This window comes from Campylobacter pinnipediorum subsp. pinnipediorum (assembly GCF_002021925.1).
Classification (GTDB): Bacteria; Campylobacterota; Campylobacteria; order Campylobacterales; family Campylobacteraceae; genus Campylobacter_A; species Campylobacter_A pinnipediorum.
The window spans coordinates 486,869-502,910 of record NZ_CP012546.1; the positions used below are offsets into that span (position 1 = coordinate 486,869).

General features: G+C 31.2%; 14 protein-coding genes. 12 read left to right on the forward strand and 2 right to left on the reverse strand.

Going from position 1 to position 16,042, the window contains the following annotated elements; all coding sequences use genetic code 11:
* Window positions 1-156: 156 nt before the first annotated feature.
* From CPIN17260_RS02540 to hydF, 6 genes are read left to right on the forward strand one after another with little or no spacing between them, the layout of a single operon-like run.
* Window positions 157-1,506 (forward strand): [Fe-Fe] hydrogenase large subunit C-terminal domain-containing protein, encoded by a 1,350-nt coding sequence (locus tag CPIN17260_RS02540; RefSeq protein WP_069632891.1) that lies wholly within the window; start codon window positions 157-159, stop codon window positions 1,504-1,506.
* 14 nt (window positions 1,507-1,520) lie between these two features.
* Entirely contained in the window at window positions 1,521-1,868 is a 348-nt protein-coding gene (locus tag CPIN17260_RS02545; protein WP_069632892.1) for an iron hydrogenase small subunit, read from the forward strand.
* Complete coding sequence (locus CPIN17260_RS02550) at window positions 1,861-2,544, forward strand: cytochrome b/b6 domain-containing protein (protein ID WP_078440520.1); 684 nt, start codon at window positions 1,861-1,863, stop codon at window positions 2,542-2,544. The genes CPIN17260_RS02545 and CPIN17260_RS02550 overlap by 8 nt, the downstream gene beginning before the upstream one ends.
* A 14-nt stretch (window positions 2,545-2,558) precedes the next feature.
* Complete coding sequence (gene hydG, locus CPIN17260_RS02555; RefSeq protein ID WP_078387481.1) at window positions 2,559-4,031, forward strand: [FeFe] hydrogenase H-cluster radical SAM maturase HydG; 1,473 nt, start codon at window positions 2,559-2,561, stop codon at window positions 4,029-4,031.
* Window positions 4,019-5,068 carry a [FeFe] hydrogenase H-cluster radical SAM maturase HydE gene (hydE, locus tag CPIN17260_RS02560; RefSeq protein ID WP_078423047.1) on the forward strand — a complete coding sequence of 350 codons (1,050 nt, stop codon included), beginning with the start codon at window positions 4,019-4,021 and terminating at the stop codon, window positions 5,066-5,068. Before hydG ends, hydE begins: the two co-directional genes overlap by 13 nt.
* Complete coding sequence (gene hydF / locus CPIN17260_RS02565; protein ID WP_078440521.1) at window positions 5,065-6,249, forward strand: [FeFe] hydrogenase H-cluster maturation GTPase HydF; 1,185 nt, start codon at window positions 5,065-5,067, stop codon at window positions 6,247-6,249. Before hydE ends, hydF begins: the two co-directional genes overlap by 4 nt.
* A gap of 18 nt (window positions 6,250-6,267) precedes the next feature.
* On the opposite strand, the gene topA is transcribed toward hydF, so the two are convergent.
* Window positions 6,268-8,355, reverse strand: coding sequence for a type I DNA topoisomerase (gene topA, locus CPIN17260_RS02570; RefSeq protein WP_078387482.1), 2,088 nt, complete (start codon window positions 8,353-8,355; stop codon window positions 6,268-6,270).
* 191 nt (window positions 8,356-8,546) lie between these two features.
* Between topA and CPIN17260_RS02575 the strand changes: the two genes are divergently transcribed.
* Window positions 8,547-9,638 (forward strand): nicotinate phosphoribosyltransferase, encoded by a 1,092-nt coding sequence (locus tag CPIN17260_RS02575; RefSeq protein ID WP_078387483.1) that lies wholly within the window; start codon window positions 8,547-8,549, stop codon window positions 9,636-9,638.
* Between the two features lie 44 nt (window positions 9,639-9,682).
* Here CPIN17260_RS02575 and CPIN17260_RS02580 read toward each other — a convergent pair whose 3' ends face one another.
* Entirely contained in the window at window positions 9,683-11,350 is a 1,668-nt protein-coding gene (locus CPIN17260_RS02580; RefSeq protein WP_069636481.1) for an anaerobic C4-dicarboxylate transporter, read from the reverse strand.
* A 347-nt stretch (window positions 11,351-11,697) separates the two neighbouring features.
* Here CPIN17260_RS02580 and CPIN17260_RS02585 point away from each other — a divergent pair, with 347 nt between their 5' ends.
* From CPIN17260_RS02585 to CPIN17260_RS02605, 5 genes are read left to right on the forward strand one after another with little or no spacing between them, the layout of a single operon-like run.
* Window positions 11,698-12,684, forward strand: a complete 987-nt coding sequence (locus CPIN17260_RS02585) for a FecCD family ABC transporter permease (RefSeq protein WP_069636482.1) — start codon at window positions 11,698-11,700, stop codon at window positions 12,682-12,684.
* Entirely contained in the window at window positions 12,681-13,454 is a 774-nt protein-coding gene (locus CPIN17260_RS02590; RefSeq protein ID WP_078387484.1) for an ABC transporter ATP-binding protein, read from the forward strand. Before CPIN17260_RS02585 ends, CPIN17260_RS02590 begins: the two co-directional genes overlap by 4 nt.
* 3 nt (window positions 13,455-13,457) lie before the next feature.
* The gene (locus tag CPIN17260_RS02595) at window positions 13,458-14,255 is read left to right on the forward strand and encodes an ABC transporter substrate-binding protein (protein WP_069637929.1); all 798 of its coding nucleotides are present in this window, start codon (window positions 13,458-13,460) and stop codon (window positions 14,253-14,255) included.
* A gap of 36 nt (window positions 14,256-14,291) precedes the next feature.
* Window positions 14,292-15,512 (forward strand): radical SAM protein, encoded by a 1,221-nt coding sequence (locus CPIN17260_RS02600; RefSeq protein WP_069632901.1) that lies wholly within the window; start codon window positions 14,292-14,294, stop codon window positions 15,510-15,512.
* A complete protein-coding gene (locus CPIN17260_RS02605; RefSeq protein WP_078387485.1) occupies window positions 15,509-16,021 on the forward strand; it encodes a flavodoxin family protein in 513 nt (170 codons plus the stop codon). The genes CPIN17260_RS02600 and CPIN17260_RS02605 overlap by 4 nt, the downstream gene beginning before the upstream one ends.
* Window positions 16,022-16,042: the final 21 nt, after the last annotated feature.

Here is a 16,042-nt window from a genome sequence, read left to right on the forward strand (position 1 = left end):
AACTCTTTACACACTATAGTTTATTTAAAACAATTATTTTTATAGTTTTTATTATCTTTTAAGGACAGTGTATATAATATTAAAAATATAATATTTTATTTAAATTTAAAGATTTGGTAAAATAGATTCTTAAAATAGCCTAGGGGGAGGTTTATTATGGGTGTTTATACTGTAAAGACTTTTCCACCTTCCGTAAATTCAAGAGGTGGTGATGCTGAGTTTGAAGGTACTTACAGAAAAGGTGAACTTAGGGGAATTATCCAAATCAATCAAGATGATTGTGTTGGATGCGATACCTGTAGCAAGTTCTGTCCTACTGATGCCATAGATGGTTCGCTTGGAGTGGCACATAAGATAGATCAAAACTTATGTGTAGCTTGTGGTCAGTGTTTGATAAATTGTCCATTTGGTGTTATAGAGCAGATGAGTTTTGTTGATGAGGTTATAAAAAAACTAGAGGATAAAAAAACCTTCGTAGTTGCTCATCCAGCACCTTCTGTGAGAGTGGCTTTGGCTGAGGAGTTTGGTGGTGAACCAGGAGATCTAACGATAAATAAAATGTATAATGCGTTAGAAAAAGCAGGCTTTAATATGTATGATGTAAACTTTGCAGCAGATCATACTATCCTTGAAGAGGGAACAGAACTTATCAAAAAGATAAAATACTGGGTTTTGGGAGAAAGAAGTGATGATTTAAATCATATGGCAGAACACCCTTTCCCACATTTTACAAGTTGCTGTCCTGCATGGGTAAGAAATGCTGAAATTTTTCATCCTGAGTTAATACCACATATTTCAGGAGCAAAATCTCCGATTCAAATGGGCGGTCCTTTGGCAAAAACATGGGCTGCTAAATTTGTATGGAATAAAGACCCAAGAGATATTTTTATGGTTTCTATTACACCATGTACTGCAAAAATATTTGAAGCGAGTAGACCTGAGTTTGACTCAGCATATAGATATTTAAAACAAACAGGTGAGATTCCAGAAGACACTGCTAGCTTTCCTGATATAGATGCAGTTTTAACAGCTAGGGATTTAGCAAATTTATTTAGAAAAAAAGGTATAAATCCACTTGAAATGTCAGCTGAATATCCTGAAAAAATTATGAATGTTTATTCTGGCGGCGGAACTATATTTGGTAATAGCGGCGGTGTTATGGAGGCTGCTTTAAGAACAGCTTATTACCTTCTTTCAGGTCAAAATTTAAAAGATCCAGAGCTTACACCTGTTAGGGGTTATGATAAAGACTTAACACAAGCTGTTGTTCCTATACCTTTAAAGGATTATGATGGTAAAATTCTTGAGCTAAAAATTGCTGTTGTAAACGGGGCTTCAAGAAATCTTAATACAATTATAAAACATATAACAAAAGAGAGTAATAAATATCACTTTATAGAGGTTATGAATTGTCCTGGCGGATGTGTAAATGGTGGCGGTCAGCCTGTTCAAGCTATGGGTACTTCGTGGTTACATCCACTTTTACCACTTCCTTTAAGAGCATAGTAAAAGGATAGAAAATGAGATATCAATATATAGAAAAACCGGTTGGAAAAATATTTTCAAGAAGAGATTTTTTAAAAGTTGGTGGTGTTTGCACAGCTGTTGTAGCAATGAGCGGATATGCTATAACAGATATTATTAAAAAGAGAAAAGCCTATATAACAATGAGACAAAATGGCCTTTATAGGGATGATAAAAGATGTCAACAAATGAATATCACAAGTTCTCATCAAAATCCAAGTTGTGCTAAATCTTATGCTGATTTAAAAACAGAACCGATGGGTGAAATAGCAGAAAAGTTACTTCACACAAATGCTTATTTTGATCGTAAAAATTTGCTTTTAAAAGGAGCAAGTCATGCTTAGTAATCAAAGAGTTTTAAAATTCCCGTTGTCAGAAAAAGTTTTCCATAACCTAAATTTAGTAACATGGACAGGTCTTGCTGTTACTGGAGTATTGATTTATTTTAAGTTAGTTGATGAAAAAATGTCTGAAATACTTATGGATTGGCATATAGGTATAGCTATTGTATTTACTATGAATTTCTTTGGTTTTATGTTTTTGAATTTTGATAGATTTTCGTTAATGCTAAGAAATTTATTTATATGGGATAAAGATACTTTTGCCTGGTTTAAAAACTTTGGCGGTTACCCAAGAAGACTTTTTGGTATAAAATTTGGGCCAGAAGAAGTCGCTCCTCAAGGTAGGTTTAATGCCGGACAAAAGGCAACTTATATTATATTTATGTTTATGATATTTGCTCTTATCGTTACAGGTTGGCTACTTTATGCTTATCCAACAGCAATTGGTAAAGTTGTTACTAAATGGATGTTTGTATTTCATGTTTGGGCCTCAATTTTAACAACTTTAATAGCTTTTTGTGCTCATATGCCACTAGCTTTAATAAATATTGAAGACTTTAAAGCTATGTTTAGATTTGGACCAGGAGATGTGCCTTTAGAAGATGCATATCATCACGCCCCAAAATGGGTAAAGGAGGATTTAATATCTATTGATGGCAATCTAAAAACAATAAAATAATAAGGAGAAAATATATGTCATGGACAAGTGAGAGATATCAAAAAATAGTTGAATGGGTTAATAAACACGAATATGAAAATTTCATAGATGAAGATGAGATACATAGTATTTTAGAAAAAACAAAGAATGCTAGCAAAGAAGAAGTAAGAGCTATAATAGCAAAAGCTAAACAAAATGCATCTAATGGGGCTATGCTTAGTCCTTATGAAACAGCTATTTTATTGAATAACTCTCACGATGAGCTTTGGGAAGAAATTTTTGATGCAGCAACATGGGTAAAAACAGAGGTTTACGGCGATAGAATGGTTTTATTCTCCCCTCTTTATATATCAAGCCCATGTGTAAACAACTGCAAATATTGTGGTTTTGCAGAGTCAAATACCGAGCATAATAAAAAAATATTGCGTGAAGAAGAGTTAAAAAATGAAGTAACTTCTATGCTCGATATGGGTCAAAAACGACTTGTTGCTGTTTACGGAGAACACCCAAAAAGCGATCACAACTTTATAGCACAAAGTGTAAGAACTATTTATGGAGTTAAAAAGGGTAATTTAAGTATGCGTAGAGTAAATATAAACGCAGCTCCACTTTTTGAAGACGAATACAAGATAGTTCATAACGAAGGCATTGGAACATTTCAGGTTTTTCAAGAGACATACCACAGACAAACCTACAAAGAAAATCATCCAGAAAATACACTAAAAGGTATTTATGATTGGCGTGTTTTTGCGCTTCATAGAGCATTAAAAGCCGGACTTGATGATGTTGCAATAGGTGCCTTACTTGGTCTTTATGATTATAAATTTGAAATTTTAGGATTATTATTTCATGCGATGAGCTTGGAAAAATACTTTGGAATAGGACCTCATACAATATCTTTTCCTCGCATTAAAAAAGCATCTGGTGCAAATAACGATGATATGCCTTATGCTTTAGATGATGATGAGTTTTTAAGAGCTATTGCGATAATTCGCCTAATGTGTCCATTTACAGGAACAATACTTACAGCAAGAGAAGAGCCAGAGCTAAGAAATAAAGCTATTCAAAGATGTGGAATTTCTCAAATGGATGCTGGAACAAATATAGAAATTGGTGGATATTCAAAAGATAACAAGATAGATGAGTTAAATAAACAACAATTCCAAATCGGCGATCATCGCTGTATAGATGAGTTTGTTATAAATGTTATGAAAAAAGATAGAATTCCAAGCTTTTGCACATCTTGTTATAGAGAAGGTAGAACTGGTGATCACTTTATGCCTTATGCAAAAAATGCAAAGATAAAATACCTTTGTCTTCCAAATGCTATTTTGACTTTAAAAGAGTATTTGCTTGATTATGGCTCAGAGGAGGCTAGAAATTTAGGCGAAAATGTTATAATTCCAAAATATTTAAAAGAGCTTGAACAAAATTTACCTCATATTGCAGAAAAAGTTAGAACACTTATAACTGCAATGGAAAACGGAGAAAGAGATTGTCATCTTTAGAATTTATAAACGAACTTTATAATACACATACGACATCACTTAAAGGTCTTGAAGAGATAATCAAAGATGAAAGCAACTGCGATTATCTCTTTGAGGCTGCTGATAAAACTAGGCGCAAATACTCAAAACAAGAGGTGCATTTAAAAGCACTTATAGAAATTTCAAATATATGCACCAAAACTTGCTTTTATTGTGGTTTAAGACAAGCAAATAAAGTCGTAAACCGTTACAAGATAGAGCCTGATGATATAATAAACTATGCAAAAGAAGCAGCTCAAGTAGGCTATAAAACCATAGTTTTACAATCAGGCGAAAGTAACATTTTTAGCGATGATGATATGTGTAAAATACTTAGGGGTATTAAAAAATTTGGAGTTCAAATCACACTAAGCCTTGGAGAAAAGAGCTTTGAACAATACAAGGCTTATAAAGAGGCTGGTGCAAATAGATATCTTTTAAGGATAGAAACAACAGATGAAAAACTTTATAAGCGTTTTCATCCAGGAATGAGTTTGGATAACAGAATAAGATGTCTACAAGACTTAAAAACATTAGGCTATGAAACCGGTAGCGGTTTGCTTGTAGGACTTCCAGATACAAATCCTGAAATTTTAGCAAAAGATTTGATGTTTTTGAAAAAATTTGATTTTGACATGGTTGGCATAGGTCCTTTTATCCCAGCTGACAACACTCCTCTTTCTAATGAAAAGGGGGGAAGTGTTCATATGGCAATAAAACTAATAGCCATAACAAGGCTATTATTACCTAATATAAACATACCAGCAACAACAGCGATAGAGACTATAGATCCAAACGAAGGTAGAAAAAAGGCACTCAAAAGCGGTGCAAATGTAATAATGCCATCCATAACAAATGGAAAATATCAAGACTTATATAGACTTTATCCTAAGAAATTTTACATAAAATCTGATGTAAGTGAGACATATACAAAATTTGATAATCTTTTATTTTCCATAGGAGATAAAGTATCTTTAGAAAATGGCGATAGTATGAGATTTAATCAGAGATTAAAATGAATATACCAAAGCTTTTAAGATTAAAAATCGGTATTTTTGGTAGGCGAAATGTAGGAAAATCAAGCATTATGAATATGTTAAGCGACCAAGATACATCTATCGTTTCGGATGTAGCTGGAACAACAACCGATGTTGTTGAAAAAAGCATAGAAATTCACGGCATAGGTGCTGCTGTTTTGCTTGATACGGCTGGAGTTGATGATGTAGGAGAGCTTGGAGCAAAGAGAATTTTAAAAACAAAAAAGGCTATTGATGAGATAGATATGGCTGTTTTAGTTTTAGAGTCTAACAAGATAACTGATTTTGAAATAGGCTTAATAGCTGATTTTAAACAAAATAAAAAACCATTTTTGATCTTTGTAAATAAATGCGATACACAAAAACCAAATGATGATTTTTTAAAACAAATAGGTGAATATGATTTTGTATTAACATCTGCAAAAACAAAGCTAAACTTAGAAGAAGTTTACGAGGCATTGCTTAAAACTACAAAAAAAATAAAACCCGATGAAAGTAGTTTATTTGATGGAATTTTAAAAGAAGAAGATTTAGTTTTGCTTGTAGCTCCTATTGATGAAGAGGCTCCAAAAGATAGGCTTATACTCCCACAAGTTCAGGCTATAAGAAAAATACTTGATAATAAAGCTTTTTCTTTGGTTACTCAAGATAGCGATATATCAAAGATATGTCAAAGAGTAAGACCTGATTTGATAGTGTGTGATTCACAGTGTGTTTTAGAGGTTGTAAAAACAGCTCCAAAAGATATAAATATAACTACTTTTTCTATACTTATGTCAAGATTAAAGGGCGATTTAAAAGAGTTCATACTTGGTGCAAACAAGATAGATGAACTAAAAAATAACGATAAAATTTTAATAGCAGAAGCATGTACTCATAACACAAAAGATGGTGATATAGCAAGGGTTAAAATACCAAAATTGCTTAGAAAATTCACACAAAAAGAGTTAGAGTTTCATTACACAAATGGAAAAGACTATCCTGATAATTTAAATGAATTTGCGGTTATAATCCATTGTGGCGGTTGTATGATAAATAAAAATTTAATGCAAAGCAGGATAAACAAAGCTAAAAACTCAGAAATTTGCATAACAAACTACGGCATAGTGATATCAAAATGCCAAGGTGTTTTGGATAGGGTTATCGAGATATTTGATTTTTAGACATTTAAAAGATGAGATTTAAATCTCATCTTTATTTTTACACTCAACGCATTCAGCAAATGTTCCTTTTTTTAGCTCTTTTTTGATTGTGTTTCCACCACATTTACTACACTTTTGAATAAGTGGTTCATAAGAGCTTATAAAATCACATTTAGGGTAGTTAGAACATCCATAAAATTTACCACGCCTTGAAAATCTTTGAACTATATCTCCACCACATTTTGGACATGGTGTTTCTATTTTTATAGGTTGTTTTTTTTGTGCGGTTTCTTTAGTATCTTGTTTATCTGATTGTATATTTCTTGAATACTTGCATTTAGGGAAATTCCCACAAGCGATAAATTTACCGTATCTGCCACTTCTTTCTAAGAGTTCCCCTCCGCATTCAGGACATTTTTCACCTATTGGATTTGCAACTTTTAAGCTTTTTATATTTGTCTTTCCTGAAGCTATTTTTTCCATAAAAGGATGATAAAAATCACCTAAAACATTTTGCCAATCAGCTTGATTTGATGCTATAAGGTCAAGTTTTGCTTCTAGGTTGGAAGTAAATTCGCTATCTACTATATCGTTAAAATGCTCTTGTAAAACACTCATTATAATAAATGAAATTTCATTTGGTATAAGCTGTTTTTTCTCTACTTTTACATAATCTCTTGATGTTAGAAGTGATATTGTAGGTGCATAAGTAGATGGTCTTCCTATGCCAAGACTTTCTAACTTTTTAACAAGCCCAGCTTCTGAGTATCTTGAAGGTGGCTCTGTAAAATGTTCTGTTTGTTCTATGCTTTGAATATTTAATTCATCATTGATATTTAAACTAGGTAAGATTTTATCTTTATCTAAATCGCCATAAACTTTATAAAAACCATCAAATACCATCTTTTTGCCACTAAGTTTGAACTCTGAATTTTCACTTGTTATAAAAACATTTTGGGTTTCACTTATGCTTTGACTCATTTGACATGCTAAAAATCTATTGTAGATTAGCGTGTATAGTCTTAATGCATCTTTTTCTAAAAACTTAGCAGCAATTGTTGGTGTGAAGTTTAAATTTGTAGGTCTTATTGCTTCGTGTGCCTCTTGTGCACCTTTTGATTTAGTCACATAAGATATAGCTTTGCTTGGTAGATATTTATCTCCAAACTCATTTTTTATAAGATCTCTTGCTGATTCAACAGCCTCTTTTGCGAGATTTAAGCTATCAGTTCTCATATATGTTATTGCACCCATAAAACCATCATTTGTTTGAACACCTTCGTATAAATTTTGGGCTATCATCATTGTCTTTTTGGGGCTAAAGCCAAGGACATTACTTGCATTTTGTTGCAATGTTGATGTCATAAATGGAGGCTGAGGACTTGTTTTTCTCTCTTTGCTTTCTATATTGCTTACAACAAATTTATCATTTTTAAGTGTATCAACTATAAGTTTTGCTCTATCTGGATTTGTTATAGTCAGTTTTTCTATTTTTTGATTTTGAAACTTTATCAAATCCGCTTCTAAATCTTTTTTAAATTTAGTATCTATACTAAAATATCTAACCGGTTTAAATGCTTGTATCTCTTTTTCTCTATCTACTATTATTTTTAAAGCAGCACTTTGAACCCTACCAGCACTTAGGCCTTTTTGTATTTTTAGATTTAATAACGGACTTAGTTTATATCCAACTATCCTATCTAAAAGTCGTCTTGTTTGCTGAGCATTTACGCTATCCATATCTATAACTCTTGGATTTGAAAGAGCATTTTGTATGGCATTTTTTGTAATCTCGTGAAAGACTATCCTAGGTAGCTTGTTTGCGTCTTTTCCTATTGCACTTGCTATGTGAAATGCAATAGCCTCTCCCTCTCTATCCTCATCGGTAGCTAGGTATATTTGATCGGCTTTTTTGGCTAACTCTTTTATCTCTTTTACTATTTTTGAATGGTCTGCACTAACTCTATACTCTGGCTTAAATTTATCATCTTCTATTTTTATGCCAAAGCTGGTTTTTGGAAGATCTCTTATGTGTCCTTTTGAAGCTATAACATCATAGTCATCACCCAAAAAATTCTTTATCGTCTTCGCTTTTGCAGGAGATTCTACTATTATTAGACTTCTCATACAATTTCCTTTTAATTGATTATATAATTTGTAATTGTATCAAAAAATAACAATAATTTTTAAACTTACATTATAATTTATTAAAATTTTTATATGCAATTTAATTTTTTTGTATGTAAAATAAATGATGATTTAAAATAATTTTAGTTAGAATGAAAATATTATCATGTTATATTAACTAAGGGGCATTAGTGATTAGTGAAATTGAATTAAAAAAGCAGGGTAAAATACAAAGACTTACAAATAAAACTTTTAAATTTGATGAAAGAATTTCTAGTGGATTTTACACAGCTGAGTATTTTTTAAAAGTAAATAAAATAATAAAACAAAATCTTGCAAATCAAACTGTTACTATGCAGTGGTTTCAAAGAAAAGACAATATAATGCTTTGCGGTATAGATGAAGCTATATCTATCTTGCATACATTTGCTAAAAATATAGATGAATTAAAAATTTATGCTTTAAATGATGGTGATATTATAAGCTCAAATGAACCTGTTTTACGTGTAAGTGGCAGATATGAAGACTTTGGATTTTTAGAAAATATAATAGATGCTGTTCTTGCTAGAAGAAGTAGCATTGCGACCAATGCTATGCGAGTCATTAGCGTAGCAAATAAAAAAGATATTTTTTGTATGGCTGATAGACAAGATGATATTTATACTCAAATAGGCGATGGATATGCTACTTATGTAGCAGGCATAAACAAAGTAGCCACAAATGCTCAGGGCCTATGGTGGGGCGGAGTGGGCCTTGGAACTATGCCACACGCTTTGATTCAAATTTGTGGCGGAGATATTTTAAAGGCTTGCGAGCTTTATATAAAGACATTCCCAGAAGAAAAAATTACGGCCTTGGTTGATTATAATAATGATGTTATAAACGACTCTTTAAAAGCAGCAAGGGAGTTTAAAGATAAAATAGCAGCTGTTAGGGTTGATACCTCTGCAAATTTGATAGATAAGTATTTTTTGGATAAAGACACGACTGGGTTTGATCCACACGGTGTTTGTAAAGAACTTATTTTTGCACTTAGGAATGCTTTGGATAGCCATGGTTTTAAAGATATAAAGATAGTTGTTAGTTCTGGTTTTACTCCGGAAAAAATTGCTGATTTTGAAAAATTTAATACTCCGGTTGATGTTTATGGTGTTGGAAGTTTTATGACCAAAAACGATACTTGTGGTTTTACTGGAGATTTGGTTGAGTTAAATGGTAAAAAAGAAGCAAAATTTGGCAGGAAATTTATAGATTCTGATAGACTTAAAATAGTTAATTTTTAAAATAAAATTTAAACCCTAAGCAAAAAAGCCTAGGGTTTAAAATATTATAAATATCCAAACATTGTGGTAAAGATATAACCAAATACACAAGATACACTAACACCTAAAAGACCAGGTATTATAAAGCTGTGATTGATAACAAATTTGCCTATTTTTGTAGTTCCAGATCTATCAAACTGAATAGCAGCAAGGTCGCTTGGATATGTTGGAAGTATATAATATCCATAGCAAGCAGGAGCAAAAGCTAGGATAATGGCAGGGTTTACATCTATACCAAGTGCTAGTGGCACAAAAGCAACAAGTGCAGCAGCTTGAGAGTTTACAAACTTTGATATAAGAAGCAACATTACAGCATAAGTCCAAGGGTGTTGCATAACAACACTTCCAAGCGCTTGTTTCATCATAGGTGTATGAACAGCAAACATAGTTTCAGCCATCCAAGATATACCAAATACGGCAACAAGTGCTATCATACCAGAGCGGAATATCTCATTTTTGCTGATTTTACTAGCATCTACTTTTGTAAAAATCACTATTAAAGCACCAGCTAAAAGCATAAAAATTTGAATAACGTGAACCATTCCAAGGGTTGATTTTTTGCTTATAGAATCTTTGATGATTATTTTTGCATTATCTATCGTTTCGCTTTTATTGTTTGCTGTTATCATAACAGCATTATCGCTTTCTTTTATGCTATTTGTGAGTTTGTTATCTTGATAAATCTCAACTTCACTATACGCCATATCTACTTTTGCTTTACTGTTTTTTACATTTTGAACCAGTTTTGTGTCTTTAAGATTTGCTATTATTTGTCCATCTTTTACATTAAAACTTTTAATTACTTTATTATCCATAGATACTATTTCAACCACTTTTGCTGGGGCGGTTTTGTTCCAAGATGGTCTTAAATCTTTGTTATAACCAAGCACAGCAACAACAGCTATAGCACCTAAAAATATCCACATTGCAAGCCATTGTGAGCTTGGAAGTTTTTTGCCAAGTAGAGTTGTAGAATCTCCATAAACATACTCTTTAAACTCTGGATTTTTGATTTTTTCGTTAAACTCAGGATCTTTATCAAGATCTTTTCCTCTAAACCAGCTAAAAATCCCAACCGCTAAAACACCACAAAGTGTTGATGGTATTGTTATTTTAAGCAAATCTAAATAACCATCAAATCCAGCCAAGTGACTTTTTGCATTTATCAAAAATGCGGTTAGGGTTACAACAGCAACAGAAACAGGACTTGCAATAATGCCCATTTGAGAAGCTATAGAACTTGCTGCCATTGGTCTTTCAGGTCTTATGCCGTTTTTAATAGCTATATCGTATATAATAGGAAGCATTGTATAAACAACGTGTCCGGTTCCGCATAAAACTGTTAAAAAGCAAGTAACAAAAGGTGCAAGTATACTTACATACTTAGGATTTTTTCTTAGTACTTTTTCAGCTATTTGAAGCATAACATCAAGACCGCCACTTGCTTGTAGGGTAGCACTTGCAACAACAACAGCAAGGATTGTTAGCATAACAGAAATAGATGGCTTTCCAGGTTCTATACCAAAACCAAATACAAGCATTATAAGACCGACACCACCTAGCAAGCCAAGCGCTATACCGCCCTTTCTTGCTCCATAAAATAGACAAATTAATACAACTATTAGCTGTATTGTAAATTGAACTCCTTCGTTTAAGTTCATTAAAAAATCCATAAGAACCCCTTTAACTAAAATTTTACATAATTTTAACAATTAATTAATAAAATTAACTTTAAATATACTTAAGTATATATATAAAATAAAATTTTAAAGTTATTATTAATAATTATAAAGAATAGTTTAATTAAAATCGTTGATATTTTTTATATTTTTACTACTAAAAATAGTTTTATTAATCATAATATAATAATTTCAAATGTAGAATACATTTTTAAAATATTTTTTTGATATAGATTATAATAATATTTTTGTGAATAATAAAATGGAGTAAAAATTGTTTGATAAAAAAATACTTTCCCATTATTTGGTAATAATACACAAAAGCACAACAGGATTTTGTTGTGAGTTTTAAAAATACATTAATTGCTATTTTGCTTTTTGTTGGCATAATTGTTTTAGGATTTTTTGCTTTAAGCCTTGGTGGTGCAAATATAGGTTTTGTGGATATTGTTGATTTTGTTTTAGGAAAAAATGATAATGAAATCATAAAAACCATCGTATTTGAATTAAGGGCTCCTAGGATTATTATGGCTATTTTGATTGGAATGTTGCTTGCTAGTTCAGGTGTTGTTACTCAAAGTGTTTTTTTAAACCCATTAGCAGACCCATATATTATAGGTATAGCAGCTAGTGCAATTTTTGGTGCAGTTATCGCATATTTATTAAAACTTGATGGTTTTTATTATGGTATTTTTGCTTTTATTAGCTCAGCTATATTATCTTTGGTTATTTTTAAATTAGCAAGTCAGGCTAACTCAATAGCTACATTACTTATAATAGGCATAGCATTATCATCTTTTCTGGGCGCTTTTACATCTTTTGCAACATATCTTATTGGAGAAGATAGTTTTAAAATAGTATCTTGGTCTATGGGGTATTTGGGTGGAGCTACTTGGGATAAGGTTTTGATTATTTGTATTCCGCTCATTTTTTGTGTGATTTATTTTTATATTAAAAGAAATGAATTAAATATACTTTTAAACGGTGATGATGAGGCAAAAAGTTTAGGCATAGATACAGATAGAGTAAAAAAAATACTTCTTGTTGTATCAGCTTTGGCTGTTAGCTTTTCTGTTGCTTTTACTGGAATGATAGGTTTTGTTGGACTTATTATACCGCATAGCTTAAGGCTGCTTTTAAAAACATCAAATAATGCGATACTAATACCATTTTCTTTGCTAGCCGGTGGCTTTTTTGTATTGCTTTGCGATGTTCTTGCAAAAAGCTTATTATCTCCTATAGAAATTCCTATTGGTGTTATTACTGCTTTTTTTGGAGCACCATTTTTTCTTGTTTTGGCTATCAAATCTCGTAGGAGTATAGCTTGAAGATAGATGTAAAAAATTTAAGCTTTGGCTATGGTAATAAACAGATTTTGAAAAATATAGATTTTTCTGTAAGTAGTGGTGATTTTTTAGGTGTTTTGGGTGCAAATGGAAGTGGAAAATCAACTTTACTAAAAAATATTTCAGGCTTATTGAGTTCAAATCATAATAGTATATATTTTGATAATACACCAATAGAAAGTTATTCTAAAAAGCAGTTATCAAGAATTATAGGATTTGTTCCACAAAAAAGTTTTTTAAGTGCGCCTTTCTTGGTTAAAGAGGTCGTTCTTATGGGACGTTTTGCACATATGAAAAATGCTTTTAGCGGTTATAGTAAAGAGGATTATATAAAAGTTGATGAAATATTAGAACTTTTGGGAATTTCTGATTTTAAAAATAGAGATACAAGTTCTTTAAGTGGTGGTGAGTTTTCAAAGGTTTTGATAGCTAGAGCTTTGGTAGGAGAGCCAAAAATCTTACTTCTTGATGAGCCAACTTCGGCTTTAGACCTTAACTATGCTGTTGAAATGATGAAAATTTGTAAAAAACTTAATGATGAGTTGGGTCTTATAAGTATAGCTGTCATTCATGATTTAAATTTAGCTTCCATGTTTTGCAATAGACTTATTATGTTAAAAAAAGGAAATTTAGTGTATAGTGGCACATCAAAAGAGTTATATACGACTGAAATTTTAAAAGATGTTTATGATTTAAAATGTGATATTTTAGAATACAAAAGCAATCCTTTAGTGGTTGCAATAAAGGAGTAAATAGTGAAGAAAATTATTTTAAGTTTGGCTATTTGTGCTAGTCTTTTAGGGGCTAAAAAGCTAGTTATTTTAGAGCCTAGTGTAGTTGAGATGATGTATATGCTTGATTCAGAATCTGATATAGCAGCTATATCAAAATTAACCATGTCTAAAATTTGGCCTGCTGAAAAAACAGAAAAACTTCCAAATGTTGGTACTTATTCAAAACCAAATATAGAAAAAATTATAGAGATAAAACCTGATTTGGTTGTAACTGGTTTTCACGCTGAAAATATAAAAGATGAGCTTAGTAAGTTTAATATAGATGTTTTGGGTCTAAAAAGTGATAGTTTAGATGATATTTATAATAACGTCTTAAAAATAGGTGAAATTTTAGATAAAAATGAAAAAGCAAAACAATTGGTGAACGACATAAAAGAGTCTATTAATAAGTTTTCAAATTCCGAGTTTAAAGGCAAAAAAGTAGCGGTTTTATTTTCTTCAAACCCAATAATGGCATTTAATAATAAGTCTTTAGTTGGAGATATTTTTTCAAAATTTGGTTTTGTAAATATAGCTGATGGGTTAAGTGGGCAGACACCTATTATATCTAGTGAGGTTTTGCTTGCTAAAAATCCTGATTTTATAATAGTAGTAGGTGGTATGGGTTCAAAAGAGGATATACTTTCAAGTAATGAAACATTAAAAACTATAAATGCTGTAAAAAATGATAAGGTTATCACTATACCTTCTTCGCTTTTATTAAGAGGAACACCTAGAATAAAAGAAAACATGAGTGAAATTTTTGAAATGTTAAAATAATATAGTTAGATTTTTAAACAATTTGGAGGTATTTAAATGTTTGAAAAAAGAATAAAAAGTCATCATTCTGGACATCCAAAGCGTTCTAAATATTCAGATGAAGATGAATTATTTGAGTTTTTAGACACCAATTTTCCGAAACAAAAAGATGGTGTTTTGTATTTTCACACCCCTTTTTGCGATAATATTTGCTCTTTTTGTTCAATGAATCGTTCTCGGATAGAAGATGAACTTGATGAATATTGTAAATATATTTTAGAACAGATTGATTTATATGCTAAATTTGCATATATAAGGGGAAAAGTTTTTGAGAGTGTTTATTTTGGTGGCGGCACACCCACTATATTTAAAGAAAGACATTTGGAAAAAATACTTAGTGCTATAAATGATAAATTTAATCTATCTAACACATGCGAGTTTAATTTTGAAAGCACATTGCATAATTTAAATTTATCAAAGTTAAAATTGATGCAAGATTTTGGTGTTAATCGTTTTAGTATAGGTATTCAGACATTTTCTCAAAGAGGAAGAGAGCTTTTAAATAGGGTTCATACAAAAGAAGCCGCCATATCTCATCTTGAGAAAATAAGAGCAAATTTTGATAAATTATTATGTGCGGATATTATTTATAATTATCCAGACCAGACAGAGCAAGAAGTAAGAGAAGATGCTAAAATTTTAAAAAATATAGGCATAGATAGCTCTAGTTTTTACTCTCTTATATTTTTTGAGGGGTCTGAGTTTGCAAAAACACATACAGAAGATTATTATGATTTGCAAACAGATAAGATGCTTCATAATGCTTTTGTTGATGAGATGTTTAAGGGCGGGGATTATGAGTTTTTGGAGCTTACTAAGATAAATAAAAAAGATAGGGATTCTTATAAATATATAAAGCTTACCCACTTAGGAGTTGATATTTTACCACTTGGTATAGGTGCTGGTGGTAAACTTGATGATTTTGGAATTTTTAATATGAAAAAGAATCTTAAGATGGTTGGAATTTTGCCACAGCAAGAGATAAATTATAGAAATTTTACGGCTTTGTTTCAATATCCGAAAGTTAAATTTGATGATCTGAAAAAATATATAAGTGAAGATGGATTTTTAGAACTTTTAAATTTTTTCAAAAAATGTGAAGAAAATAAGCTTTTAAATATTAGTGAAAATGGATATGAGTTAAATGTTGATGGTGTTTTTTGGGGAAATACCATTTCCGAAGAAGTATCAAAAATTATACAAAAGGAATTTGAATGAAAAAGATAGTTGTTTACTCATCTTTAACCGGAAATACAAAAAAAATAGGCGAAGCCATAGCTTCTAAAATAGGCTGTAGCGCATTTAGTTTTGAAGATAAAAGTGTTGCTGATTTAAGCGAGTATGATTTTATTGCGGTTGGATACTATATAGATAAAGGTGGTCCAGATGCTCACTTTAAAAGATATATCAAAGAAAAAGTAAAAAATAAAAAAGTTGGGTTGTTTATAACACTAGGTGCAGAACCAGATGGAAACCATGGTATTGAAATGCTTGAAAATGGTGTTAAAATACTTGAGCAAAATGGTAATGAAGTTTTAAGAAAATTTATTTGCCAAGGTGCTATTGATCCAAAAATGATTCAAGAAATGATAGATATGGCTGAAAGACTAGGGGATAAAACAATGCATCCTATTACAGAAGAGAGAAAAGCTAGATGGGCTGCTGCATCAACTCATCCTGATGAAAATGATATAGAAAATGCAAAAAAAGCTTTTGAGGGAATTTGATTTTATCTTAATTTTATAATA

Excerpts from the sequence above, each read along its gene's own strand:
- CPIN17260_RS02540 (WP_069632891.1), top strand. The coding sequence starts at position 157 with ATGGGTGTTTATACTGTAAAGACTTTTCCACCTTCCGTAAATTCAAGA.
- CPIN17260_RS02545 (WP_069632892.1), top strand. The coding sequence starts at position 1,521 with ATGAGATATCAATATATAGAAAAACCGGTTGGAAAAATATTTTCAAGA.
- CPIN17260_RS02550 (WP_078440520.1), top strand. The coding sequence starts at position 1,861 with ATGCTTAGTAATCAAAGAGTTTTAAAATTCCCGTTGTCAGAAAAAGTT.
- hydG (WP_078387481.1), top strand. The coding sequence starts at position 2,559 with ATGTCATGGACAAGTGAGAGATATCAAAAAATAGTTGAATGGGTTAAT.
- hydF (WP_078440521.1), top strand. The coding sequence starts at position 5,065 with ATGAATATACCAAAGCTTTTAAGATTAAAAATCGGTATTTTTGGTAGG.
- topA (WP_078387482.1), bottom strand. The coding sequence starts at position 8,355 with ATGAGAAGTCTAATAATAGTAGAATCTCCTGCAAAAGCGAAGACGATA.
- CPIN17260_RS02580 (WP_069636481.1), bottom strand. The coding sequence starts at position 11,350 with ATGGATTTTTTAATGAACTTAAACGAAGGAGTTCAATTTACAATACAG.
- CPIN17260_RS02600 (WP_069632901.1), top strand. The coding sequence starts at position 14,292 with ATGTTTGAAAAAAGAATAAAAAGTCATCATTCTGGACATCCAAAGCGT.
- CPIN17260_RS02605 (WP_078387485.1), top strand. The coding sequence starts at position 15,509 with ATGAAAAAGATAGTTGTTTACTCATCTTTAACCGGAAATACAAAAAAA.